Below are 23,158 nucleotides of genomic sequence, written 5' to 3' on the forward strand. Positions count from 1 at the left end.
CCGATCGCGCAAGCGCCGCCCGTCGTGATCCCGCCGCAGCCGCCGCGCGATCCCTATGCCGGCGCGTCGCTGCCGCCGCAGCGTTAGCCCGCCTCAAGCAGCGCGAGCAGCGCGAAGCTGGCGAGCCAGTGGGTGCCCATATAATGATCGTCGATATGGCCGAGGCTGGCGGCGATATGGACGTCCGCGGCCTCTGCCAGCGCAGGGCGATCCAGCGCCTTGGCCAGTGCGCGCCAGCACCAGGCCCGGCTGAGATTGACGCCGTCGAGATGCGCGATCTTGCCGTCGCTGCGGTCCGAGACGGTGGCGGGGTTGAAGAGCGTGGCGGGCTCTCCCTGCGCGGCGCGGGGGAGGAAGGCGTCGAACCAGGCGGCGAATTCGGACGAGGGCAGGACGCGGCTCATCAGCAGCGCCTCGGTGAGCGCGGAGGAGAGGAATTCGTCGCCGCCGGGCTCCCAGGCCTGGCAATCGCGGTCTTGCCCGAACCAGTCACGGGCGCGGGCGTCGATCAGCGCCGCCAGTTCGGGTTCGTGCTCCAACGCCCAGCCGCGCGCATGGATCAGCGCGAAGCTGGTGTTGAAATGCGTGCCGACGCGGATCGGATAGGTGAGCCTGGGCAAATAGTCGCGGAAGCGCGCGGCGAAGGCGCGGGCGAGGGGCTCGAGGGCTGTAGCCCAGGGCGCCTCGTGGCGCGCGAGCTCGCCATGGAGCGAGAGCAGCCAGCCCCAGCCATAGGGCCGCTCGAAGCCCGTGGCGTAGGGCCGCGAGAGATAGGCCAGTTCGCCGGCCGCCTTTTCCGCGGTCAGCATCCGGTCCGCTTTGGCGCGAATCGCGCTCGCCTCGGGGAGGCGGGGATGGCGGCGGAGCAGCGTCATCACCTGCCACCAGCCATGGACGCAGCTGTGCCAATCGAAGCTGCCATGGAAGATCGGGTGGAAGTGGATCGGCGGACGCGCATCCTCGGGGCCGCCGAGGACGTGATCCATCTTGTAGGGATATTGCTGTTCGAGATGGCCGAGCGTCAGCCGGGCGAAGCGGCTGGCCAATTCAAAGGTGACCGTGGTCATCTAAAACGCCAAAAAGTAGAGAAGACAGATATTTACGAGGAGCAGGGGCAGGGCCGTGAAGATCTGCGCCTTGATCACGCCGTTGCGGTCCTTGAGCTCCAATAGGGCAGCGGGCACGAGGTTGAAATTGGCCGCCATGGGGGTCATCAACGTCCCGCAAAAGCCCGCGAGCATCCCGATCGCGCCCACTGCGGCCGGATTCCCGCCATAGCCGTGGATCAGCAGCGGCACCCCGATCGCCGCGGCCATCACCGGGAAGGCGGCGAAGGCGTTGCCCATGATCATCGTGAACAGCGCCATGCCCAGCGCGAACACCATGACCGTCAGGAAGATGCTGCCCTCGGGGATCAGCGCCCTGGTGGTGTCGCCGATGATCGTGCCGACCCCCGCCGCCGCGAACACCACGCCGAGCGCGGCGAGCATCTGAGGCAGCACCGCGGCCCAGCCGATCGCATCGATCAGACGGCGGCCTTCCTGCAGCGGCGCGATCGCGGGGGGCCTGAGCCAGGCATAGATGACGATCAGCGCGAGCAGCACGCCGAGGCCGAGCAATATGTAGGTCTCGCGCTTGGGCTGGAAGAGCCCCGATTGGCCCAGCGGAGAGTAGTTGTAGAGCAAAGTCCCGATCAGCGCGGTCAGCGGGATGATCAGCGCGGGGAGGAAGATCTTGTTGCCGAGCCTCGCGCTGAACGCCTCGCGGTCATCGTCGCTGGTCGTCGGCGGATTGCCGCGGCCGACAAAGCCGAACCCGGCGAGTCCCGCTAGGCCCAGGACCAGCACGCCATTGCCCAGGTCGCCGAGATACGAACCGCCGAGCAGGCTCAGCGCCATCAGGCCCCAGAAGCCGGCATTGCCGAGCCGCTTGGCATTGGTTCGGTCCACCGCGCCCAGCAGCGCGAAGGCCGCGAACATCGCGCCGGCGAGGGCGTAGAGCCATTCGAGCGTTATCATCGCGGCTTCCTCCCGAGCTTGCGGTCGAGCAGGAGCAGGCGGGCCCCGTGGATCAGGAAGGCGGCGAGCGCGGTCGGGATCGCCCAGACCGCGAGTTCGAGCGGGGTGAGGTCGATCTTGTAGGTGGCGAGTGTCGCCTGGATCAGCACGATCGATCCGATCGCGAAGAAGATGTCCTCGCCGAAGAACAGCCCGATATTGTCGGTCGCGGCGGCCATTGCCTTGACCTGTTCGGCGGTGGCTTCGTCGAGCTCGCCATGCTGCTTCTCGGCGGCTGCGAGCGCCATCGGGGCGACCAGCGGGCGGACGGTCTGGGGGTGGCCCGCAGTCGAATGCAGCCCGATCGCGGCGGTGATCTGGCGGTAGACCAGATAGAGCAGCAGCAGCCTGCCCACCGTTGCGTTGCGGAAGCCGAGGATCACCGCGCGGGCGCGCTGCTGGAGCCCATAGCGCTCGAGCATCCCGATCGCGGGGAGCACGATCCAGACGATCGCGATGATCCGGTTGTCGTTGAACGCCTTGCCGAATGCCCTGGTGACCTCGATCGGGTCCATCCCCGCCAGCAACCCGGTGACATAGGCCGAGACGGTGACTACCAGCATCGGGTTCAGCCGCAGCGCGAAGCCCGCGACGACGACCAAGATACCGAGCAGGGGGAGATAGTGCATCAGCCAAAGCCTCCGCCGCCGGGGGTTTCGATCACGAAGACATCGCCCGGCGCCATTTCGGCCGAGGCGGTGGCGGAAAGCGTCTCGACACTACCGTCCCCGCGCTCGATCCGGTTGACGCCCGGTGCACCGCTGTCGCCGCCCGCCAGTCCGAAGGGCGGCACCCGGCGGCGGTTCGAGAGGATGCCGGCGGTCATCGCCTCGCGAAAACGGATCCGCCGCACCGCGCCATCGCCGCCATGCCATGTGCCTTGCCCGCCGGAGCCCCGACGGATCGCAAATTCCTCGACCAGCACGGGGAAGCGCGCCTCCAGCACTTCGGGATCGGTCAACCGGCTATTGGTCATATGGGTCTGCACCGCAGCGGTACCGTCGAAACCCCGGCCAGCGCCCGATCCGCCCGCGATCGTCTCATAATATTGGTGGCGGGCATTGCCGAAGGTGAAGTTGTTCATCGTGCCCTGCGACCCCGCCAATGCCCCCAGCGCGCCGAACAGCGCGTCGGTGACAACCTGACTCGTCTCGACATTTCCGGCAACCACTGCCGCGGGATAGCGCGGGTTGAGCATGCAGCCCTCGGGCACGATGATCGTCACCGCGCGCAGGAAGCCGTCGTTGAGGGGCACCGGCGCGTCGATCAGCGTGCGCATGACGTAGAGGACGGCGGCGCGGACCACCGCGAGGGGCGCGTTGAAATTGTCGGGCTGCTGCGCGCTGGTGCCGGTGAAATCGAAGGTGAGGGCGCCGTCTCCTACGGTCACCGCCACCCGGATCACCGCGCCGCTATCCATCTCATAGGCGAAGCTGCCCGAGGTCAGGCGAGGGATCAGCCGGGCGACCGCTTGTTCGGCATGGTCCTGGACGTAGCGCATATAGGCCTGGATCACCGCGACCCCGTAATCGTCGGACGTGCTCCGCAGCCCCTCGGCCCCGCGCGCGCAGGCGGCGATCTGGGCGGCGAGATCGGCGATGTTCATATCGATATTGCGCGCGGGATAGGGTTCCGAGGCGAGCAGCGCGCGCGTTTCCGTCTCCAGCAGCTCGCCATCCTCGACCAGCAGGACATTGTCGAAGATGATGCCCTCTTCGCGGATATCCCTGCTGTTCGGCGGCATCGACCCCGGACTGATCCCGCCCACATCGGCATGATGCCCCCGCGCGGCGGTGAAGAAGGCGAGCGTGCCACCCACGAACACCGGCTGGATCACGGTGATGTCGGGCAGATGGGTGCCGCCATCATAGGGCGCGTTGAGCGCGTAGACATCGCCCTCGCGGATGCCGCGCCCGTCGCTCGTGCGGCGGGTGAGGATCGTGCGGATGCTCTCGCCCATCGATCCCAGATGCACCGGGATGTGCGGCGCATTGGCGATGAGGTTGCCCTCGGCATCGAACACCGCGCAGGAGAAATCGAGGCGTTCGCGGATGTTGACCGAGGAGGCACTGTGGCGGAGCGCCGCGCCCATCTCTTCGGCAATCGCCATGAATAGGCCGGAGAAGATTTCCAGCCGCACCGGATCGAGCTCGGTGCCAAGCGCCGCGGTCGCCCGGGGTACGGCGCGGGTGAGGAGGATGCTGCCCTCGCCGTCGATGGTGGCACGCCAGCCGGGTTCGATCACGGTGGTGGCGACGGGATCGGTGATCAGCGCCGGGCCCGCGATATCCGCCCCCTCGGCCAGCCCGGCGCGGTCATATACCGGCGTGGCGTGGTGTGCGCCGCCCATGAAGGTCTCGACCGTCGCGACCGGCGGCGCGCTAGTCGCCGGTGGAGCGGGGAGGGCGAGCGCCGCGCCGGCATCGGCAATCGCCTCGGCGCGGAGCATATCGACGATCAGTGCGCTCGTTGCCGAATAGCCGAAGCGCTGGCGATAGGCAGCGGCGAAGGCTGCGTGCATCGCCTCGGGATCGCCTAGCGGAACTTCGATGGGGGAATCGCTGCCCTGGGTGCGCAGGTGCGCGGTCATCTCCAGTCGCGCATTCTCGCCCAGCGCATCGAGCGCCTCCAGCCCCAGCGCGTCCGCGATCGCGCCCAGGCCGGGATCGTCGAGCGGCAGCTCCACCGTCCGCTCGCGCACCTCGCGCCGCGCGGCGATGCCGATGCCATAGGCCGAGAGCACGCCCGCGAGCGGGTGGATCATCACCGTCTCGATCCCGAGCGCGTCCGCCACCAGGCAGGCATGTTGCCCGCCCGCGCCGCCGAAGCTGGCGAGGGTAAAGCGGGTGACGTCATGCCCGCGGGCGATCGAGACCGACTTGATCGCATTGGCCATGTTCGCGACCGCGATGGCGACCAGCCCCTCGGCACAGGCTTCGGGCGAAAGCCCGGCCTGCGCCGCCACCTCGCCCAGCCGCGCCAGCGATGCCTCGCGGTCGAGCGGCTGGTTTCCCTCCGCTCCGAATACCCTCGGGAAGAAGTCCGGCTGCACCTTGCCGAGCGCGACGTTGCAGTCGGTGACGGTCAGCGGTCCGCCGCGCCGGTAACAGGCTGGCCCGGGTACCGCGCCCGCCGAGGCCGGGCCGACCAGCAGCCGCCCGCCATCGAATCGGCAAACCGATCCGCCCCCCGCCGCCACGGTATGGATCCGCAGCATCGGCGCGCGGATGCGCGCGCCCGCGACGATCGTCTCATTGTCGCGCTCATACTGGCCGGCATAGAGCGACACGTCGGTCGAGGTGCCGCCCATGTCGAAGCCGATGACGCGGTCGAACCCTGCCCGTTTTGCGGTCTCGGCCATGCCGACGATCCCGCCCGCCGGACCCGACAGGATCGCATCCTTGCCGCGAAATCCGCGCCCCGGCGCCAGCCCGCCATTGCTCTGCATGAACAGGGGCGTCTTGCCCTCCAGCGCGGTCTCCAGCCCCTCGACATAGCGGCGCAGCACCGGTGACAGATAGGCATCGACCACGCTGGTATCCCCGCGCCCGACCAGCTTGATCAGCGCGCCGACCTCATGGCTGACCGAAACCTGGGTGAAGCCGATCTCGCGCGCCAGCGCTGCCAGCGCCGCTTCGTGCGCGGTGTGGCGGTAGCCGTGCATCAGCACGATCGCGACCGCGCGCAGACCCCGCGCATGCGCATCGATGAACGCAACGCGGGCGGCGTCGAGATCGAGCGGGTGCAAGACTTTGCCCTCATGACTCACCCGCTCGTCGATCTCGGCGACCTCCGCATGGAGCGGCGGCGGCCGGACGATGTGGCGCGCGAAGATATCCGGCCGGTCCTGCGTCCCGATCACCAGCGCGTCGCGAAAGCCGCGGGTGATCGCCAGCAATACGGGCTCGCCCGTGCGCTCGAGCAGCGCGTTGGTCGCGATGGTGGTGCCGATGCGGATTTCGGCGGGGGGCAAGGGCCCCTCCGGGCAGCCGGTGAGCATCCGGATCGCCGCCACCGCGGCGTCGTCATAGCGCTCCGGGTCCTCGGAGAGCAGCTTGGCGGTCACCATGCCGCCATCGGGCGTCCGCGCGACGACATCGGTGAAGGTCCCGCCGCGATCGACCCAGAAATGCCAGCTGCCCATCGGCTGAGCGATGCGGGGGGCAAGCTCTCAGGTCAAGGCTGCGAAACGCGTCCGATCAGCACCTTCATATTGTCGATGTACGTGCCGGTCGAAATCCCGATCACCGGCTTGTCGGTGATGTAGGGCGAGGTGTCGCTGGGATCGCCGACGCGGGTGCCGGTGAAATTGCCCGGCACCGGCGTGCGCGGTCCGTCGCCGGTATAGGGATTGCTGGTTGCGCGCAGCTCGGTCGGCCACCAGCCTTGCGGGTTGAGCGTGCGTACCAAAACATCCGGATTGCGCTTGCCGTCCGCGGTGTTGAGGTCCGAGGTTGCGGCCTCGTCGATCAGGAAATAGCGCGGCAGCGGGTGGGCGCGGCCGGGGCGGAGTGGCGTATCCTTGGCGATCTCGGCCGGGTCGGTCGCGCGCAGCGCCGCATATTCGCGGCGCATGCCCGCGACATCGATCGCGCGGGTCGAACTGTAATGGGTGATCAGCCCGTCGGGATTGGTGTCCGCATAATATTCGCCGTTGAACACATTCGATCCGCGGCGGTGCAGCCACAGGAACTTGCCCGTGCCGAGCTCGACAAAGGTCGGATAGGCTCGCCCGCCCTTGATCAGATTATCGGGCAACCGCACCGACTCGAGCCAGTCGAGCGCCTCCGGGATGCGCGCGAGGAACTTGGTGTCGCCGGTCAGCCGGTAGAACCAGAAGAGCTGGCGGATGTTCGATGCGGTAGTGTGTGTCGCCAGGCCCAGCGGCTCGTAGCTGCGGGCCGCGGCGGGTTTGAGGTCGAGCGTATATTGCAGCGCCCAGCCCGGCTGGGGCTGGCCCTGCTGGGTCACCAGATAGACGTTCATCGCGCGGACAATCGCGTCGTACACCCGGGCATCGCCGCCGAGGACCTGATAGACGTAGATCAGGAAGCGGATATTCTCCCCGGCGACATCGTCGTTGAAGGTGATGTAGCCGGTATAATCGCCCTCGAACGCGTGGCGGACCGGCCAGCGCTGGGGCCAGCCGCCGATCGGATATTGGCTGTCGAGGACGAAGTTCAGCGCTTTCTTGAGCGGCGGCAGATATTTGGGATCATGCTTCTCGACATAGAGGCGCAGCAGGAACTGCATCGATTCCGACGTACCGGCATCGTCGAAGGTGGCGTTGCCCCAGTCGTGCTGGAATTCCTCGAGCCGCCACGCATTCCTGCCGATCGTGGCATACCATTGCGTCTTCGAGGCCTCGCCGCCGAAATCGATGAAGTAATTCCAGCCGCCATTGTCCATCTGGCCCGCGATCAGCGCGGACGCGGCCTGCTCGGCGGCGTCGTAATAATAGGGGTCGCCGGTGGCGTGGTACGCATCGAGGAACAAATGCCCCATCGTCGCGGTGCCCGGCGGCTGGACCCACACCATTGTGGGGTAGGCCTCCATCTCGCCCCAGCGGCGCGACATATCGGGGAGGTAGGACCAGACATAGCCGCCATTATAGGCGACCTTCTCGACCATGAACCGCGTCGCGCGCTTCATCGTGTCGAGCATCTTGCCGCGGCTGGGCTGCGAGTCGGCGGCCTGGGCGGGGGCGATGAGCGCCATCGCCACCAGCGCAGCCATTGCCAGACGCCACGCCACGATCACCGCCTTACGCATAGCGCCACCTCTCCAGACCCGTTTGGCCGGGGGTGTAGCAAAAGGCTTATGACACCGGTAGCAGAATCAGCATCTGGTATATCGGGCGGCGCAGGCCCGGGCGTTCATCGTGTCGAGCGATTGGCTGAGGACGAAGATCAGCCCGAGCAGCGCAAGTCCACCCACCACCCAGATCTGCCAGCCCATTCGGCCAAGGTCTGCCGGCTTTCCGCCCGCGAACAGCGCGATGAGCAACGCGACCGCGGCAACGGCGGTCGCGATCAGCGTCTCGGTCGAATCGAACACGTGTCCGCCCATGATTTCTCCGTTGCCGCGCTATTCCGGCAGCGGGACGCGCGAGAGGCCGAGAAGTTCCACGTGCCTCACGCGCGCGGCGGTTCGGTCGGCAAAATAACGGTGACGCGCAGCCCGCCGATCGGCGAGCGGCTCGCCTCGATCCGTCCGTGATGCGCCTCGACGATCGCGCGCGCGGTGGCGAGGCCCAGGCCGGAAGCGGCGGCTGAATCCTCGGGCCGGTCCGACGAGCGGAAAAAGGGCTCGAACAGCCGCTGCGCCAGCATCACGTCGATCCCCGGCGCGCTGTCGTCGATGATCAGCCGCCACGCGTCGCGCGAGCTTTCCAGGCCGAGCACGATCTGCCCGCCCCTGGGCGTGTAGCGCAGGCTGTTCTCGATCAGTGCGCCGAACAATTGCTCGATCCGCGCGCCGTCCCATTTCACCAGGATCGTGTAGCCCGGCAGCGTGCTCGTCTCGAGCCGGACGCCGTTCGCCAGGGCGCGCTTCGAATGATCGTGGATCGCATTGTGGATCAGCGCGCGCGGATCGACCTGGTTGAAGTTGACCGGCAGCCGGCCGAGATCGGCAAGCGCGACCGCGCTCAGATCCTCGGCCATCTGGCTCAGGCGGCGCTGATCGTCCTCGAGGCCCGCGGTCAGCTCGGCATCGATCGGGATCTGCGCGGCGGCGAGCGCGTCGAGATGCGTGCTGAGGCTCGCGGTCGGGCGCTTGAGTTCGTCGGCGATCGACACCAGCCAGGTGCGGCGCGCGGTTTCGAGGCGGCTGAACTGGCTGGCGATGCGGCGCAGGTTGCGCATCGTCGCGACGACTTCGCTCGGCCCCCGCTCGTCGAAATCGATGTCGTGATCGCCATGCACCACCTCGCGGCTCAGCCGGTACAGCTCCTGCTGCGGCTTGGACCAGCGGCGCGCAAATTCATAGGCGGTCACCAGCAACAGCACGAACAGCCCGGTGATAATCGCGCCGATGCCCAGATATTGCGCGGCGAGATAGCGGCGATCGTCGTCGGTGAGGTTGGGTTCGCGCACGATCCGCGCGAGCGCGACGGTCTGCCCGCCGACCTTCACGGGACGCTCGGCACGGGGCGGTTCGGTGCTGGTCGGTCCGGAGATCGGCGCGCCATCGGGCCGGACGAGCTGGACACGCCCCCCCAGGCGCTGCGGATCGCGCAGATCGAGCTCGGGAACGAGCTGGTCGAGCGGTTTGCCCGCGGTGGCCGCGACCGACGCGGCGTCGGCAAAGGCCTCGAGCCGTTCGCGGTCGCGCTGGGCGAGCTGGATCTCCTGGCCCATATGCATGTTCCACACGAGCAGCCCGCCGGGCACCGCCGCCGCGAGCAGCGCCTGGCCGGCCAGGGGAAGGAACATTCCGGGGAAAAGCCGCACTTAAAATCCTCCGCCCGCAGGCATGGCCGCGCGGTGACTAGCCCGCCCGCTCATGCCGCACAATCGCGCTTCAACCCCCGACATCGAAACTATCCAGAATTTTGACCCCCGCCATGAACACCGCGATCGGGCAGAGCATGAACAGCATCCACCCGCCGATGCCCGGGAAGCGATCGAGATAATGGACCCCCCGCTCCACCGCCCCGGTGCCAAGCCCGTAGATGACGAGGAAAGCCTCGAACTTGGACTTGATCACGAACAGGCGAGAGATGCGGCGGATCATGCGCGAATGTAAAGCAAGCGCCGGGCCAACCCCGGAAAACCGCGATTCCCATGTTAACGCTTATGGTTACCTGTCAATTAATTCGACAATGCCGAGGGTTTCGAGAAGCGCGCGGCGTGCGGCTTCGATGCGGGCGATGAGCGGGGGATCGGCGATCTCGTCCTGGCCGATGCGTTCGGGCCAATGCGCCTCGATCACCGCGGCGATCCGGTCGAGCTTGGCGTGGCCGACGAGGAAGCGGGGGTCGATCGTCGCGGGATCGGCGACGACGCGCAGGCGCAGGCATGCGGGGCCGCCGCCATTGGCCATCGACTGGCGGACATCCACCACTTCCAGCCGGCGGATCGGCCCGTTGCCTGCGACATGCGCCTCTAGCCAGCGCCACACGCTGGGCGTCTCGCGAGCTTCCTCGGGCACCACCAGTGCCATTTCCCCGCCCGGGAGCGTCACCAGCTGGGCGTTGAACAGATAGGAGGTGATCGCATCGGTCAGGGGCACCTCGGCATCGGGCACCTCGACGATCTCGACTTCGGGGAAGGCGCGGCGGAGATCGGCGTAGAACGCGCCCTTGTCGGCAAAGGCCAGTTCGTGCGCGAACAGCACCCGCTCGTTCGCGACCGCGACCACGTCATTGTGGAAGGCGCCCGCGGCGATCGCCTCCTCGGATTGCTGGACGAACAGGGTCCGCGCCGCATCGAGCCGGTGATGCCGCGCGACCGAGGCGCTCGCCTCGCGGTGCTGACGGGCAGGGAAGGGACCGCCCGACACGCCATAGACAAACACTTCCACGCCGGGCGCGTCATGCGCGGCGCACAGGCGCATGTGATTGGCGGCGCCTTCGTCGCCGAAGGGGGCGGGGACAGGCTCGTGCACCGCAAAGGCCGGGTTCGCGAAGGCGAGGCGGAGCTGCGCCAGCGTTTCGGGCCATTCGTGGCTGCGATGCGCCATGGTGACGAGATTGGCGGGGGAAAGGTGGCAGATGCCGTCTGCGGTATCCGGCGCGGGCGAGACGGTCGCGGCATTGGCTGCCCACATCGCCGAGGCGCTCAGCGCCTGTGCCTGGAGGTGCGGCTGCGCCTCGGCATAGGTGAGGCCGAGCTGCGCCAGCCAGCGATGATCCGGCCGGGCATGCGGCACCAGGATGCCCTGTGCCAGCCCCAGCGCGATATTGGCGCGCATCTTGGCGATGCCCTGCAGCGCCGCGGCCCTGGGATAAGCGACGGCCCCGCGGTTTTTCATCGCGGCGAGGTTGCCCGGGCTCAGGCCCGCATAATTATGGCTGGGGCCGATGATGCCGTCGAAATTGATTTCAACGCGCGACATGCATTACCTCGTCGCCCACGCCCACGCCCAGGGTTTCGGCGCAGATCGCATCGATCGCCACGCCGCCCTCGCGTACCGATACGCGCCCCTGCGCGCACAAAAACGCCGCAAGCCGTCCCGTCGAGACTAACGCTGCCTCACCGCCATCCTCGATGGCCACCACCGTCGCCGCCGTCGCCTCGCGGATCGCCTTCACTTGGTCGGTGCGCGCGGTCATGGTCGGACCGCCGTCGAAAATGTCGATATAGTCTTCCCAGGCGAACCCCTCATTCTCGAGCATCCGCATCGCCGCGCGCCCCGAGGGGTGGGGCAGGCCGATCACCTGGCGCGCACTTTCGGGCAGCATCGAGACATAGATCGGATGGCGCGGCATCAGATCGGCGATGAACTGATAGCCATTGGCGGCGTTGAAGGCATCGGCCTCCTGGAAGTTCATCCCGAAGAAGCGTCCCGCGATCCCGTCCCAGAAGGGCGATCCGCCGCCCTCGTCGATTACCCCGCGCAGTTCCGCCAGGATGCGGTCGGCGAAGCGCGCGCGGTGGCGGGCGATGAACAGGTAGCGGCTGCGCGCGAGCAGCATCCCGAGCCCGCCGGCGCGCTCGCCGGGATGGAGGAAGAGGCCGCCGACCTCGCTGCTGCCCTTCAGGTCGCTCACCATGGTCAGCGTTTCGAGGTGGAAGGTCTTGTCGAGCATCTCGCTGCGCGTCGTCTCGGTGCTGCGCGCGTAGGAATAGAAGGGCACGCGCTCGCCGACCGAGGTAAAGATCTGGCAGGTGCCGCGCACCTCGCCCGTCGCGGCGTTTTCGAGCATCAGGACGAACAGCTCTTCCTGATGCGCGTCCTCCTCGCGGGCAAAGGCGGCGCGGCTGCGGTCGAGCTTGGCGCGCAGCACTTTCTTCTCGGGCTGGAGATTGGTGAAACCCCCGCCGGTTAGCTTTGCCATTTCATAGAGATGCTGAAGATCGGTGTCGCGCGCGGCGCGGATGCGGAAGCTCATAACCCGCCCTTCTGCGCGATGCGGAGGATGGTCAAGGCCGAGAGCGCCGCGCGCTCGGGCAGGCTTTCGGCGATCAGAAACTCGTCCGACGAATGGATCGCGCCGCCGCGCGCACCCATCGTATCGACCACCGGCACCCCGCACGCCGCGATATTGTTGCCGTCGCACACGCCCCCGGTCGCCTTCCACGCGATCGGGAGGCCCAGATCGGCGCCGGCCTGCTTGACGAGGTTGAACAGCTTCTCGGCACCGGCATCGAGCGGCTTGGGCGGCCGGTTGAAGCTGCCATGGAGGTGGATGCGCACATCGTGCTTCACCGCGACCACCGCGATCGCCTGATCGATCGCGACCTGCGCCTTCGCGATCGCCTCGGCATCCCTGGGCCGGAAATTGACCCGCAGGATCGCGAGGTCGGGAACGACATTGTTGGGCCCGCCGCCCTCGATCCGCGCGGGATTGACCGCGAGCCCCGGCGCGCGCGCCTCGGCGAGCCGCAATGCCAGGTCGGCGGCGGCAACGATGGCGTTGCGCCCCTCCTCGGGATTGCGCCCGGCATGCGCGCTCCGGCCGTGCACGACGATCGAGAAATTGCCCGTCCCGCCCCGCGCGCCCGCCAGCGTGCCGTCGGGCAAGGCAGGCTCATAGGTGAGGGCCGCCGCCTTGCCCTGCGCCGCACCCGCGATCAGCGCCGCGGAGGAGAAGCTGCCCGTCTCCTCGTCCGAATTGATCAGCACCTCATAGCCGATCTGCGAGGCGAGCGGGCTCGCCTCCACGGCCTCCAGCGCCGCGAGCATCAGCGACAGTCCGCCCTTCATATCGGCCGCGCCGGGGGCGTTCCACGCCCCGTCTTCCAGCCAGACGCCCGTCTGGAACGGATGATCGGCGGGATAGACCGTATCCATATGCCCGGTCAGCAGGATCTGCACCGGCGCCTCGGGCCGCACCGCGAGATGGAGGTGCTTGCCATGCGCCAGCATCTGCACCTCGCCCGCACCGGTCACCGTCTCCACCGGCGCCGGATCGATCAGCGCCAGATGTCCCGGCAGCACCGAGAAACTGTCCGCCAGCATCCCGGCCATGGTGCCGAGCCCCGCCAGATTGCGCGTGCCGCTGTTCACCGCGACCCACGCCTCGGTCCGCGCAAGGATCGGTGCGGTGGTGATGCGGGCGACCGCATCGGCTTCGATCGGGGAAAGCGAGGTCATGAAGGGGTCGTAACGGGGGTTACGACTTCCCTCAATCTCCGCCGCGTCAGAAATCCACCACCAAGGCCGCGCGGCTCACCGTGTCGGTGGTCTTGCGGCCCGCGGGCGGCATGCTCTCATATTGGAGCGTATAGGAGAGCTGCGCCGAAAGCGGCCCGATCAGCCGCGACAGCACCGCCGATTTCGACGTCACCGTGCTGGTCGCGTCCTGCTGGACATAGGCCGATGCGTTCTGGCGGATGGTGATCCCCGTCACCGGCTTCCACTCGAAATCGACCGAGCCGCGGATCGCCGGCCTGCTCTCGGTCCGCCCGTCGGTGAAGTCGGTGTAGCGATAGGCCGGTCCCAGCTCGAGATCGAGCCGCAGCCCCGGCCGCTTGAACGCGCTGTAGCCGATGCCCGAAGAGACCGAGATACGGTCGCGATAGCCGAGGATCCGGTCGGCCTCGAACTGTGCCGCGCCATACATATAGGCCCGCTCGCCGAACTTCCAGTTGGGCTCGTACGCGGCGACATAGCGCTCGCGGGTCACGACCCCCCGGCTTTCCTGATAATCGGCCTGGAAGCGCAATTTGTGCCGCCATTCGAGCGCCTCGCGCCGCAGCTCGATCACCGCGGTCAGCCCGATATTGTTGCTGTTGCCCTGCGTGACATAGGCGCCCAGCTCGGCGCGGCCCTTGACGAGGTCGAACAGTCCCGCCTCGCGGATGCGCTGTTCGTTCTTGCGGCGCCGGTCGGCGCGCCAGTCCGAGGCGAGCCGGGCGATCTGGTCGGCGGATTCGGGCGCCGCGGCGCGGGCATATTTGACGACGGTGGCGACGTCATTCTCGTTGCCCGAGGCCATTGCGGCATCGAGCATCGCCTTGATCGGCGGCGGAATCGTGTCCGGATCGCTCGGCGCATTGGCGAGCAACAGCGGGAGGGCGAGGAGCAGCGCGCGCATGAATGCCGCTGATAACGGTATCAATCGGGCTGGAAAAGGGCCGGGTTAGTTCGATTCCGGGGCGAGATGTTCCGCAAAGGCCTCAAGAACGTTCGCATAGAGCTCACGCTTGAAGGGGACGATCAGCTCGACCAGGTCGGCGGGATCGGCCCAGCGCCATGCGCGGAATTCGGGTTCGGCGGTGGCGATGTTGACGTCTTCATCCTCGCCCAGGAAGCGGAACAGGAACCAGCGCTGCCGCTGCCCTCGCCACTTGCCCTTCCAGATCACCCCGATCAGCTCGTCGGGCAGGTCGTAGAACAGCTCGTCGGGCGCCTCGGCGACCAGCTCGACCAGATCGGCGCGCACCCCGGTCTCTTCCCACAGCTCGCGCACCGCCGCGTCATAGGGCGTCTCGCCCTTGTCGATCCCGCCCTGCGGCATCTGCCAGGCCTCGAGCGTCGAATCGAGCCGCTGCCCGACAAGGACCTGCCCCTCGCGGTTGACCAGCATCACGCCGGCGCAGGGGCGATAGGGGAGGGAGGCGTGGTCGGTCATCGCGGCGCCCTACTCCAATCGTCATCCCGGCGGAAGCCGGGACCCAGGAGTCGCAAGCGGTGTCCTGCGTGACTCCTGGGTCCCGGCTTTCGCCGGGATGACGGCCCGTGAAACTACGGGTCCTGGGACAGCCAAGGTGCGCGCCGTGCAAAGCTTGCATTGCAACTGCGGTGTTTTTTTCTAGGTTGGGAGTCGCCCGAGGGGGGCGTAGAGGGGCCGCATAACGATAAAACCAAAAGACCCGTGACAGCAGGAACATCCTAAATGGCGAGTGCCGTGCATCAGCTGACGCCCGAAGAGGCTTCGGCCAACCCCGTATCTGAAGCTGTGGTCGTTCGATTTGCCGGAGATTCCGGCGACGGCATGCAGCTGACCGGGGGCCAATTCACGCTCTCGACCGCGCTGGCCGGAAACGACCTTGCGACCTTCCCCGATTTCCCCGCCGAGATCCGTGCGCCGCAGGGGACTTTGTTCGGGGTCTCGGCCTTCCAGATCAATTTCGGCTCGACCTCGATCGAGACCGCGGGCGACCAGCCCGACGTGCTCGTCGCGATGAACCCGGCCGCGCTCAAGACCAATGTCGATGCGCTCAAGCCCGGCGGGCTGATCATCGCCGACACCGGCGAATTCGGCCAGCGCAACCTCGACAAGGCGAAATATGCCGCCAACCCGCTCGAGGACGATTCGCTCGGCAAGTGGCAGGTTCTGAAGCTCGATATCTCGGCGCTGACCGTCGAGGCGGTGAAGCCCTTCGGCCTCGGCAACAAGGAAGCTTTGCGCTGCAAGAATATGTGGACGCTGGGGCTCGCGCTCTGGATGTTCGACCGCGACCGCGCGCCGCTCGTGCAGTGGCTCAAGGACAAGTTCGCCAAGAAGCCGGAGCTGGCCGAGGCCAATATCGCCGCGCTCAATGCGGGCCATGCCTATGGCGAGACCGCCGAGTTGGGCGCGCTGGGCATCTCGCAGCGCAACGTCGCCGCCGCGCCTTCGGAGCCGGGCTTGTACCGCACCGTCACGGGCGCCGACTCGATCTCGCTGGGCCTGGTCGCCGGGGCGCAGCTGGCCGGGCTGCCGATGTTCTTCGGCGGCTATCCGATCACGCCGGCCTCGGCGATCCTGCACAGCCTGTCGCGGTACAAGGAATTTGGCGTCACCACCTTCCAGGCCGAGGACGAGATCGCCGCGATCGCTTCGGCGCTGGGCGCATCATATGCGGGTTCGCTGGGCGTCACCTCGTCATCGGGTCCGGGCATCGCGCTCAAGGGGGAGGCGATGGGGCTGGCGATCATGACCGAGCTGCCGCTCGTCATCATCAACTCGCAGCGCGGCGGGCCCTCGACCGGCCTGCCGACCAAGACCGAGCAGTCGGACCTCTATCAAGCGGTCTATGGCCGCAACGGCGACGCGCCGATGCCGGTGATCGCCTCGCGCTCGGCCGCCGATTGCTTCGATGTCGCGATCGAGGCGGTGCGGATCGCGACCCAATATATGACACCGGTGATGATCCTGACCGACGGCTATATCGCCAATGCCGCCGAGCCCTGGAAGGTGCCCGACATGAGCACCTACAAGCCCTTCCCGGTGACGCATCACACGGCGCTGCCCCCTGAGGGCGAGAAGTTCATGCCCTATGCGCGCGACGAAAAGCTCGCGCGCCCCTGGGTCAAGCCGGGCACCCCGGGCCTGCTCCACCGCATCGGCGGGATCGAGAAGGCGCTCAATTCGGGCAATATCGATTATTCGCCGGGCAACCACCAGGCGATGACCGATATCCGCCGTGACAAGGTGGCGAATATCGATGTGCCCGATCAGGTGGTCGAAGCAGGTCAGGCGGGCGGCAAGCTCGTCGTGGTCGGCTGGGGCTCGACCTATGGCCCGATCACCACCGCGGTTCGCCGCGCGCGTGCGAAGGGCGTGGATGTCAGCCACATCCATATCCGCCACATCTGGCCGCTCCCGAAAAACCTGGGCGATATTCTGAGGAGTTACGAGCACATCCTCGTACCCGAAATGAACACCGGCCAGCTCAAGACGGTGCTGCGCGACCAGTTCCTGGTGAACGCGGTCCCGCTCAACAAGATCAGCGGCCAGCCCTTCACCATCGCCGAGATCGAAGCCGCGATCACGCGCCACCTCGGCAGTGACAAGGCCGAGGAACTCGGCCCCGACGATAGCCAGCTGCCCAGCCCGGAGGCGGTGAACCCATGATGCGCGACCCCCTAACTTTCGTAACTTTCGAGGCCCGGCCATGAACGAGATGACGACGGTCCGCCCGAGCACGCCCAGGGATTGGGAAACCGATCAGGAGGTCCGCTGGTGCCCGGGCTGCGGCGACTATGCGATCCTCAAGGCGGTGCAGCGCACCATGCCCGAAATCGGCGGGACGCCGGAGAATACGGTGTTCGTCAGCGGCATCGGCTGCTCGTCGCGCTTCCCCTATTATATGGAGACCTATGGCTTCCACACGATCCACGGCCGCGCGCCGGCGGTGGCGACGGGGGTCAAGCTGGCGAACCCGGAGCTCGATGTGTGGATCATCACCGGCGACGGCGACGCGCTGTCGATCGGCGGCAACCACACGATGCATCTGCTGCGCCGGAACCTGAACTGCCAGGTGCTGCTGTTCAACAACGAGATTTATGGCCTCACCAAGGGGCAATACTCGCCGACCAGCCGCGAGGGCACGCGTTCGCCCTCGACGCCGTTCGGCTCGGTCGATCACCCCGTCAAGCCCTGTGCCTTCGCGCTCGGGAGCGGTGCGCGCTTCGTCGCGCGCGGGATCGATGTGAACAAGAACCTGCCGAGCGTCCTCAAGGCCGCGCACGCGCACCAGGGGGCGGCGTTCGTCGAGATCTTCCAGAACTGCATCGTTTATAATGACGAGGTGTTCGAGCCCTTTACCGCCAAGCCCAACGCCCTCGCTAACCAGCTCTGGTGCGAGGAAGGCCAGCCCCTGCTGTTCGCGGGCGGCACCAAGGGGCTCGCGCTCGACATGGAGCGGCTGACCCTCAAGGTGATCGACGTGGTCGATGGCGACGTCTCGGGGGTGATCGTCCACAATGTGAAGAACCGCGCGATCGCGCACATGCTGGTCGAAATGCCGTTTGGGCCCTTCCCGATGGCGCTCGGCGTGCTCTACGACGATCCCGCCCCGACCTTCGAAAGCGCGGTGGTCGCGCAGAACAAGGCGGCGAGCGAGGGCAAGACCCCCGATCTGCAGAAGCTGGTCGCCAAGGGGCAGACCTGGATGGTGGACAAGCAGCCCCGGGTGGAGTGAAACTGCAGCGCCGATGGGCTTGGGGAGATTTGCCGCATGAAATGGCTGCTGATCCTGGTGATCTACGCCGCGCCGGACGATGCCGTGAATTGGAACGGCCCCTGGACGTTCGGGATGACCCATCTGGTCGAGACGCCGTTCGACTCGGAGGCGGCGTGCCGGAAGGCCGCCACCTACGCGATCGACAAGCTCCATGAGGGAATGAGGGCGCCGATCCGCTATCGCTGCGTTGCGGTGGAAGACGGGCTCCCGAAGGATGCCCCGCGCTAGGGTGCAACCCCGTTCGCCTACGGGAGATCGGCCAGGCCGAGATTCGCGCTTGCTCCCGTTGCGCCAAGGTGCATGACGTTCCGCAATGAACGCGCCGATGGCAAACACGGGCGAGGTCGCGGGGGGACGCAGGGGTGGGGGCCCGGGCGGACTGCTGGGCCTGTTTGCACCCGTTTTCCGCCGGATGATCGATCGCATCGACCGCGGGATCGAGGCCGGCAGCCTCGAAACGACCCTGCCCGATGGCACGCGGCGGATGCTCGGCGGGCGCGGGGCGGGGCCGATCGCCATCGTCCATCTCCACAGCTGGCGCGCGCTGCTCCGGCTCGCAACGGGCGGATCGGGCGGCTGGTATGAGGCCTGGGCGAGGGGCGAATGGACCAGCCCCGATCCCGTCCAGATCTTTGCGCTGTTCAGCCGCAACCGCGCGACGCTGGCGCGGGGCGCGCGGGCTTCGGGCTATCATCTGCTGGTCAAGCGCTTCGCCCATTGGCTGCGGCGCAACCATCGCGACGGGGCGCGGCGGAACATCGAATATCACTACGATCTGGGCAACGACTTCTACGCGCCCTGGCTCGATCCCGGCATGAGCTATTCGAGCGCGATCTTCGAGAGTCCCGGCCAGCCGCTCGACGCGGCGCAGGCGGCGAAGCTCGATGCGATGCTGGCGCGGACGGGCACCGGGCCCGGCGACACGATCCTCGAAATCGGCTGCGGCTGGGGCTCGTTCGCCGAGGCCGCGGGCAAGGCAGGGCGGCGCCTCCACGGCATCACCCTGTCGAAGGAACAAAAGGCCTGGGCCGAAGCCCGGATCGCCGAGCAGCGCATCGAAGGCGTCGATTTCGCGCTCACCGACTATCGCGACGTCACCGGGACTTATGACGCGGTGGTGAGCATCGAAATGGTCGAGGCGGTGGGGCGCGAATATTGGCCCCATTATCTCGAAACCATATCGCGCGTGCTCAAGCCCGGCGGCCGCGCCGCGATCCAGTATATCGCCTTCGACGACACGTTGTTCGAGGATTATGCGAGCAACGTCGACTTCATCCAGACCCATATCTTCCCGGGCGGCTTGCTGCTCTCGGAAAGCCAGTTTCGCGCGATCGCCCAGGCGAAGGGGCTCCGCTGGCAGGATCAGGCCAATTTCGGCCTCAGCTATGCCGAGACGCTCCGCCAATGGCGGCTGAACTTCGACGCTGCGGTGGGGAGCGGACGCTTGCCGGAATGCTTCCGCATCCAATTCCACAATCTATGGCGTTACTACCTCATGTATTGCGAGGGAGGATTCCGCGGGGGCGGGATCGATGTCGCGCAGGTGACCTTGGTCAAGGAGGGGTAATGTTCAGGAAGTTGATTTGCGCGGCCGCGATTTTGCTTTCCAGCCCCGCGCTGGCACAGGTAGCGCCGAGTCCCGCCGACGCCGAACGCGTGCGTGTGCAGGCGGCGCAGGTGCTGTTCTGGAGCCAGCCGCAACGCGACGCCAATTTTCCGGCGATGGAAAAGCTCTTCCCCACACATATAGTTGCGGCGGGCGGGCGGGTCCGCGCGCTGCCTTCGGGCAGAGCGCTTTCCGTGCCGGACGCCGATATCGAGAGCTTCATGGCTGCGCAGAATGTCGCCGGCCTGCTCGTGCTCCAGGACGGCAAGGTCCGGCTCGAACGTTATGCGCGAGGCTATGGACCCGAGGGGCGCTGGACGAGCTTCTCGGTGGCGAAATCCTTTACCTCAACGCTGGTCGGGGCGGCGATCAGGGATGGTTATATCAAATCGGTCGATGATCCGGTGACCCGCTACATCCCCGAACTGGTGGGTAGTGGATATGACGGCGTGACCGTAGCGCAGCTGCTCACCATGACCTCCGGCGTCAAGTGGAACGAGGACTATACCGATCCGAACTCGGACGTCGCGCGCATGCTGTTGATGCCGCTGAAACCGGGCGAGGATGCAACCGTCGCCTATATGCGAACACTCCAGCGCGAGAGCGTGCCGGGCGCCAAATGGGTGTACAAGACTGGCGAGACCAATCTGGTCGGGGTGCTGGTCCGCCGTGCGACGGGCAAGGGACTCGCCGAATATCTCAGCGAGAAGATCTGGATGCCTTTCGGCATGGAACGCGACGCGCTGTGGATGATCGATCCCTCGGGATTCGAGATTGGCGGCTGCTGCCTGTCGGTAAGCCTGCGCGACTATGCCCGGATGGGGCAATTCGTGCTCGAAGGCGGCAAGGGAGTCGTGCCGGATGGTTGGTTTGCAGACGCGACCCGCTCGCACGCCGATATCGGCAATCCCGGCTTCGGCTATGGCTATCAATGGTGGACCTATCCCCAGGGCCGCTATGGCGCGCAGGGGATTTTCGGCCAGACGATCCGGGTCGATCCCAGGACCCGCACGGTGATCGTCATTTCCGCCGCAGCTGCCAAGGCGACCGACCGCGACTATTCGCTCGCGCGCAATGCCTTTCTCGACCGGCTGTTCGCGGCGACTGCGCGCTAGGGCGGAACGGGTCAGGCCCCCTCGGGCGCCTCGTAATAGCCGTTCTCGAAATCGGCCATGAGCAAAGCGGCGATGCGTTCGCCGGCGGCTTCGGGCTGCTGGATCGTTGCGGGGTCCTCGCCGGGATAGGCGCGGGCACGCATGCGGGTGGCGGTGCGGCCCGGGTCGATCAGCCCCACGCGGATGTTCGAGATCTGGTGGACCTCCTCACCATAGCTCAGCAGCAGCTGCTCGAACGCGGCCTTGCTGGCGCCGTACATCGCCCAATAGGCACGGGGGCTGCGGGCGACCCGGCTGGTCACGCCGAGCACGCGCCCGGCCGCCGCCTTGCGGAGCATCGGATCGAACGCGGCGATCAGCGCGGCCTGCGCGCTCACATTGAGCGTCAGCACCTTGGCGAAATCCTTGAAGTCGAACGCGGGCACCGGGCTGAGATCGCCCAGGGTCGCGGCGTTGAGCACGAGCATGTCGAGCGCAGGCCAGCGCCCCTGGATCGCTCCCGCAAGCCGCGCGATGCTGTCATTCTCGGTCAGGTCGAGCGGCGCGATGGTCGCGCTGCCGCCCTCGGCATGGATCGCTTCCTCGACTTCCTCGAGGCCCCCTGCGGTTCGCGCGGTGAGGATGACGTGTGCGCCGGCGGCGCCCAGCGCACGCGCGGTGGCGGCACCGATGCCGCGGCTCGCGCCGGTGACGAGCGCGATCCGCCCGGAAAGTGACTTGTCGGTCATGGTATCTCGTTCAGCCGACGGCGCGTTCGAGCAGCGAGAATTGCTCGCCGGTCGCGCGTTCGTCGCGGTCGGTCAGGGTGGTGGGATATTCGCCGGTGAAGCAGGCGTCGCAGTAGCGCGGCTTGTCCGCGGCGCGCGCCGCCTCGCCCAGCGCGCGATAGAGACCGTCGATCGAGACGAAGGCCAGGCTGTCGGCCTTGATGATGTCGCGGATCTCGTCAAGGCTGTGGTTCGCCGCGATCAGCCCCGATTTCTCGGGCGTGTCGACGCCGTAGAAGCAGGGATCGGTGGTCGGCGGGCTGGCGATCCGCATATGGACCTCGGCGGCGCCGGCATCCTTCATCATCTGGACGATCTTGAGGCTGGTGGTGCCGCGCACGATCGAATCGTCGATCAGCACGACGCGCTTGCCTTTCACCACCTCGCTATTGGCGTTGTGCTTGAGCTTGACGCCAAGGTGGCGGACCTGGTCGGTCGGCTGGATGAAGGTGCGGCCCATATAGTGCGAGCGGATGATGCCGAGCTCGAACGGGATCTTCGATTCCTGCGCATAGCCGATCGCCGCGGGGACGCCCGAATCGGGCACCGGCACGACGATATCGGCATCGACATGCGCCTCGATCGCCAACTGCGCGCCGATCGCCTTGCGCACCGAATAGACCGAGCGGTCCTCGGCGATCGAATCGGGGCGTGAGAAATAGACATATTCGAAGATGCAGGGACGTGGGCTCCGCGGCGGAAAGGGGCGGTGGGATTCGATCTGGCCGTCCCGCACGATCACCAGCTCGCCGGGATCGATCGAGCGGACGAATTCGGCGCCGACCACGTCGAACGCCACCGTCTCGCTCGCGAACAGGATCGAATCGCCGCGCTTGCCCATCACCAGCGGGCGTACCCCCAGCGGATCGCGGCAGGCGATCAGTCCTTCGGGCGTCATGCAGATCAGCGAATAGGCGCCCTCGACCCGGCGCAGCGCATCGATGATCTTCTCGAGCAGCCCATGATAGGTCGACATGGCGACGAGATGGATGATCGTCTCGGTGTCCGAGGTCGACTGGAAGATCGAGCCCCCCTTGATCAGGTCGCGCCGAAGCCGCATCGCGTTCGAGATATTGCCGTTGTGCGCGACCGCGAAGCCGCCCTCGGCGAGTTCGGCATAGAGCGGCTGGACGTTGCGCAGCGAGGTTTCGCCGGTGGTGGCGTAGCGGACATGGCCGCAGGCAGTGCGCCCGGGCAGCGCGCGCATTACCGTCTCGTTCTTCTCGTTGAAAGTCTCGCCGACCAGGCCCATCGCGTGCTTGGTGTGGAAATGCTCGCCGTCATAGCTGGTGATGCCGGCGGCTTCCTGGCCGCGATGCTGGAGCGCGTGGAGCCCCAGCGCGACCAGGGCAGCGGCGCCATCCGCGCCGGACACACCGAAGATTCCACACTCCTCGCGGAGTTTGTCGTCGTCGTACGGATTGGTGGTAATCATCCTACCCCTGCGGGTTCGGGTTACAGATGAGGCCCTATAGGGGCTGCGATCGGTTTTGTCGCCCGTCCGTCATAAATCTTTTGTTCGCGTGTCGGCAGGTGACGCCGTAAAGGGAAA

Annotated in this window: 20 protein-coding genes; 5 read left to right on the forward strand and 15 right to left on the reverse strand. The window is 66.9% G+C overall.

Translation table 11 applies throughout. The annotated features are described in order from the left end of the window. Positions 1-83 precede the first annotated feature (83 nt). The 13 genes from OF829_RS10645 to OF829_RS10705 form a co-directional block, all read right to left on the reverse strand. Entirely contained in the window at positions 84-1,067 is a 984-nt protein-coding gene (locus tag OF829_RS10645) for a DUF2891 domain-containing protein (RefSeq protein WP_264939989.1), read from the reverse strand. Next, positions 1,068-2,018, reverse strand: a complete 951-nt coding sequence (locus OF829_RS10650; RefSeq protein ID WP_264939990.1) for a DUF979 domain-containing protein — start codon at positions 2,016-2,018, stop codon at positions 1,068-1,070. After that, positions 2,015-2,686 carry a DUF969 domain-containing protein gene (locus OF829_RS10655; RefSeq protein WP_264939991.1) on the reverse strand — a complete coding sequence of 224 codons (672 nt, stop codon included), beginning with the start codon at positions 2,684-2,686 and terminating at the stop codon, positions 2,015-2,017. The genes OF829_RS10650 and OF829_RS10655 overlap by 4 nt, the downstream gene beginning before the upstream one ends. Next, positions 2,686-6,201 (reverse strand): hydantoinase B/oxoprolinase family protein, encoded by a 3,516-nt coding sequence (locus OF829_RS10660; protein ID WP_264939992.1) that lies wholly within the window; start codon positions 6,199-6,201, stop codon positions 2,686-2,688. Before OF829_RS10660 ends, OF829_RS10655 begins: the two co-directional genes overlap by 1 nt. Positions 6,202-6,233: 32 nt before the next feature. Next, the gene (locus tag OF829_RS10665) at positions 6,234-7,829 is read right to left on the reverse strand and encodes a pectate lyase (protein WP_264939993.1); all 1,596 of its coding nucleotides are present in this window, start codon (positions 7,827-7,829) and stop codon (positions 6,234-6,236) included. Between the two features lie 66 nt (positions 7,830-7,895). Beyond that, positions 7,896-8,126: a hypothetical protein gene (locus OF829_RS10670; RefSeq protein WP_264939995.1), complete on the reverse strand. Its 231-nt coding sequence runs from the start codon at positions 8,124-8,126 to the stop codon at positions 7,896-7,898. A gap of 65 nt (positions 8,127-8,191) precedes the next feature. Then, positions 8,192-9,493 carry a sensor histidine kinase gene (locus OF829_RS10675; protein WP_264939996.1) on the reverse strand — a complete coding sequence of 434 codons (1,302 nt, stop codon included), beginning with the start codon at positions 9,491-9,493 and terminating at the stop codon, positions 8,192-8,194. Between the two features lie 88 nt (positions 9,494-9,581). Beyond that, positions 9,582-9,794 carry a hypothetical protein gene (locus tag OF829_RS10680; RefSeq protein ID WP_264939997.1) on the reverse strand — a complete coding sequence of 71 codons (213 nt, stop codon included), beginning with the start codon at positions 9,792-9,794 and terminating at the stop codon, positions 9,582-9,584. Positions 9,795-9,860: 66 nt separating this feature from the next. Further along, positions 9,861-11,117 carry an N-succinylarginine dihydrolase gene (locus OF829_RS10685; protein WP_264939998.1) on the reverse strand — a complete coding sequence of 419 codons (1,257 nt, stop codon included), beginning with the start codon at positions 11,115-11,117 and terminating at the stop codon, positions 9,861-9,863. Beyond that, positions 11,104-12,114: an arginine N-succinyltransferase gene (locus tag OF829_RS10690; protein WP_264939999.1), complete on the reverse strand. Its 1,011-nt coding sequence runs from the start codon at positions 12,112-12,114 to the stop codon at positions 11,104-11,106. The genes OF829_RS10685 and OF829_RS10690 overlap by 14 nt, the downstream gene beginning before the upstream one ends. Continuing rightward, the gene (locus tag OF829_RS10695) at positions 12,111-13,319 is read right to left on the reverse strand and encodes a hydrolase (protein ID WP_264940000.1); all 1,209 of its coding nucleotides are present in this window, start codon (positions 13,317-13,319) and stop codon (positions 12,111-12,113) included. The genes OF829_RS10690 and OF829_RS10695 overlap by 4 nt, the downstream gene beginning before the upstream one ends. 46 nt (positions 13,320-13,365) lie before the next feature. Continuing rightward, positions 13,366-14,262 carry a DUF481 domain-containing protein gene (locus tag OF829_RS10700; protein WP_264940001.1) on the reverse strand — a complete coding sequence of 299 codons (897 nt, stop codon included), beginning with the start codon at positions 14,260-14,262 and terminating at the stop codon, positions 13,366-13,368. Positions 14,263-14,307: 45 nt separating this feature from the next. Then, positions 14,308-14,799 (reverse strand): RNA pyrophosphohydrolase, encoded by a 492-nt coding sequence (locus tag OF829_RS10705; RefSeq protein WP_264940002.1) that lies wholly within the window; start codon positions 14,797-14,799, stop codon positions 14,308-14,310. Positions 14,800-15,063: 264 nt separating this feature from the next. Between OF829_RS10705 and OF829_RS10710 the strand changes: the two genes are divergently transcribed. From OF829_RS10710 to OF829_RS10730, 5 genes are all read left to right on the forward strand, one after another. After that, positions 15,064-17,007 (forward strand): 2-oxoacid:acceptor oxidoreductase subunit alpha, encoded by a 1,944-nt coding sequence (locus OF829_RS10710; RefSeq protein ID WP_264940003.1) that lies wholly within the window; start codon positions 15,064-15,066, stop codon positions 17,005-17,007. A gap of 40 nt (positions 17,008-17,047) precedes the next feature. Then, the gene (locus OF829_RS10715; RefSeq protein WP_264940004.1) at positions 17,048-18,076 is read left to right on the forward strand and encodes a 2-oxoacid:ferredoxin oxidoreductase subunit beta; all 1,029 of its coding nucleotides are present in this window, start codon (positions 17,048-17,050) and stop codon (positions 18,074-18,076) included. Between the two features lie 36 nt (positions 18,077-18,112). Further along, positions 18,113-18,346, forward strand: coding sequence for a hypothetical protein (locus OF829_RS10720; RefSeq protein ID WP_264940005.1), 234 nt, complete (start codon positions 18,113-18,115; stop codon positions 18,344-18,346). Positions 18,347-18,431: 85 nt separating this feature from the next. Beyond that, positions 18,432-19,685, forward strand: coding sequence for an SAM-dependent methyltransferase (locus OF829_RS10725; RefSeq protein WP_264940006.1), 1,254 nt, complete (start codon positions 18,432-18,434; stop codon positions 19,683-19,685). Beyond that, the gene (locus tag OF829_RS10730; protein ID WP_264940007.1) at positions 19,685-20,839 is read left to right on the forward strand and encodes a serine hydrolase domain-containing protein; all 1,155 of its coding nucleotides are present in this window, start codon (positions 19,685-19,687) and stop codon (positions 20,837-20,839) included. Before OF829_RS10725 ends, OF829_RS10730 begins: the two co-directional genes overlap by 1 nt. A gap of 11 nt (positions 20,840-20,850) precedes the next feature. Here the strand turns inward: OF829_RS10730 and OF829_RS10735 are convergent, their stop codons facing one another. Together OF829_RS10735 and purF are read right to left on the reverse strand one after the other, a co-directional pair. Further along, positions 20,851-21,567: an SDR family NAD(P)-dependent oxidoreductase gene (locus OF829_RS10735; protein ID WP_264940008.1), complete on the reverse strand. Its 717-nt coding sequence runs from the start codon at positions 21,565-21,567 to the stop codon at positions 20,851-20,853. A 10-nt stretch (positions 21,568-21,577) separates the two neighbouring features. After that, positions 21,578-23,041: an amidophosphoribosyltransferase gene (gene purF, locus OF829_RS10740; RefSeq protein WP_264940010.1), complete on the reverse strand. Its 1,464-nt coding sequence runs from the start codon at positions 23,039-23,041 to the stop codon at positions 21,578-21,580. Positions 23,042-23,158: the final 117 nt, after the last annotated feature.

The organism is Sphingomonas caeni (assembly GCF_026013415.1).
GTDB lineage: Bacteria > Pseudomonadota > Alphaproteobacteria > Sphingomonadales > Sphingomonadaceae > Sphingomonas > Sphingomonas caeni.

What these genes read in the sequence shown, in the direction of transcription:
- OF829_RS10645 (WP_264939989.1), bottom strand. Translation starts at nt 1,067, where the DNA reads ATGACCACGGTCACCTTTGAATTGGCCAGCCGCTTCGCCCGGCTGACG.
- OF829_RS10650 (WP_264939990.1), bottom strand. Translation starts at nt 2,018, where the DNA reads ATGATAACGCTCGAATGGCTCTACGCCCTCGCCGGCGCGATGTTCGCG.
- OF829_RS10655 (WP_264939991.1), bottom strand. Translation starts at nt 2,686, where the DNA reads ATGCACTATCTCCCCCTGCTCGGTATCTTGGTCGTCGTCGCGGGCTTC.
- OF829_RS10660 (WP_264939992.1), bottom strand. Translation starts at nt 6,201, where the DNA reads ATGGGCAGCTGGCATTTCTGGGTCGATCGCGGCGGGACCTTCACCGAT.
- OF829_RS10665 (WP_264939993.1), bottom strand. Translation starts at nt 7,829, where the DNA reads ATGCGTAAGGCGGTGATCGTGGCGTGGCGTCTGGCAATGGCTGCGCTG.
- OF829_RS10670 (WP_264939995.1), bottom strand. Translation starts at nt 8,126, where the DNA reads ATGGGCGGACACGTGTTCGATTCGACCGAGACGCTGATCGCGACCGCC.
- OF829_RS10675 (WP_264939996.1), bottom strand. Translation starts at nt 9,493, where the DNA reads ATGTTCCTTCCCCTGGCCGGCCAGGCGCTGCTCGCGGCGGCGGTGCCC.
- OF829_RS10680 (WP_264939997.1), bottom strand. Translation starts at nt 9,794, where the DNA reads ATGATCCGCCGCATCTCTCGCCTGTTCGTGATCAAGTCCAAGTTCGAG.
- OF829_RS10685 (WP_264939998.1), bottom strand. Translation starts at nt 11,117, where the DNA reads ATGTCGCGCGTTGAAATCAATTTCGACGGCATCATCGGCCCCAGCCAT.
- OF829_RS10690 (WP_264939999.1), bottom strand. Translation starts at nt 12,114, where the DNA reads ATGAGCTTCCGCATCCGCGCCGCGCGCGACACCGATCTTCAGCATCTC.
- OF829_RS10695 (WP_264940000.1), bottom strand. Translation starts at nt 13,319, where the DNA reads ATGACCTCGCTTTCCCCGATCGAAGCCGATGCGGTCGCCCGCATCACC.
- OF829_RS10700 (WP_264940001.1), bottom strand. Translation starts at nt 14,262, where the DNA reads ATGCGCGCGCTGCTCCTCGCCCTCCCGCTGTTGCTCGCCAATGCGCCG.
- OF829_RS10705 (WP_264940002.1), bottom strand. Translation starts at nt 14,799, where the DNA reads ATGACCGACCACGCCTCCCTCCCCTATCGCCCCTGCGCCGGCGTGATG.
- OF829_RS10710 (WP_264940003.1), top strand. Translation starts at nt 15,064, where the DNA reads ATGGCGAGTGCCGTGCATCAGCTGACGCCCGAAGAGGCTTCGGCCAAC.
- OF829_RS10715 (WP_264940004.1), top strand. Translation starts at nt 17,048, where the DNA reads ATGAACGAGATGACGACGGTCCGCCCGAGCACGCCCAGGGATTGGGAA.
- OF829_RS10720 (WP_264940005.1), top strand. Translation starts at nt 18,113, where the DNA reads ATGAAATGGCTGCTGATCCTGGTGATCTACGCCGCGCCGGACGATGCC.
- OF829_RS10725 (WP_264940006.1), top strand. Translation starts at nt 18,432, where the DNA reads ATGAACGCGCCGATGGCAAACACGGGCGAGGTCGCGGGGGGACGCAGG.
- OF829_RS10730 (WP_264940007.1), top strand. Translation starts at nt 19,685, where the DNA reads ATGTTCAGGAAGTTGATTTGCGCGGCCGCGATTTTGCTTTCCAGCCCC.
- OF829_RS10735 (WP_264940008.1), bottom strand. Translation starts at nt 21,567, where the DNA reads ATGACCGACAAGTCACTTTCCGGGCGGATCGCGCTCGTCACCGGCGCG.
- purF (WP_264940010.1), bottom strand. Translation starts at nt 23,041, where the DNA reads ATGATTACCACCAATCCGTACGACGACGACAAACTCCGCGAGGAGTGT.